Annotated in this window: 1 pseudogene; it reads right to left on the bottom strand. The window is 69.4% G+C overall.

Annotation, left to right across the window (positions count from 1 at the left end):
- A pseudogene (locus tag ADK57_RS18805) lies at window positions 1-271 on the bottom strand (IS200/IS605 family accessory protein TnpB-related protein); the annotation flags it as partial.

Below are 271 nucleotides of genomic sequence, written 5' to 3'. Positions count from 1 at the left end.
GGTGGGGAAGCGGGAGAGCAGGCGGCGGAAGCGTTTGTTGCGGCCGTGCTTCTCGCGGCCCTTCTGCGCCGCGAAGTCGAGGTCTTCGATGGCGATCGCAGTGGCCCCGCAGCGGCGGGTGTGGTGCAGCAGCCGGGTCAGGGCGTGCCGGATCTGTGCATCGCGGTGCGCTGTGGTGCCGGTGAGGTCGTAGAAGTAGCGCTGCGGCTCGCCGACCGGGTTGCCGTGCACATCCAACTGCCAGGCGGCGAGGTGGTCGTCGTTCATGTCC

Origin of the sequence: Streptomyces sp. MMG1533, from assembly GCF_001279775.1 — a bacterium.
Taxonomy (GTDB): Bacteria; Actinomycetota; Actinomycetes; order Streptomycetales; family Streptomycetaceae; genus Streptomyces.
Note: the sequence above shows the minus strand (reverse complement) of the source record. Positions and strands in the feature narration are given on the sequence as shown.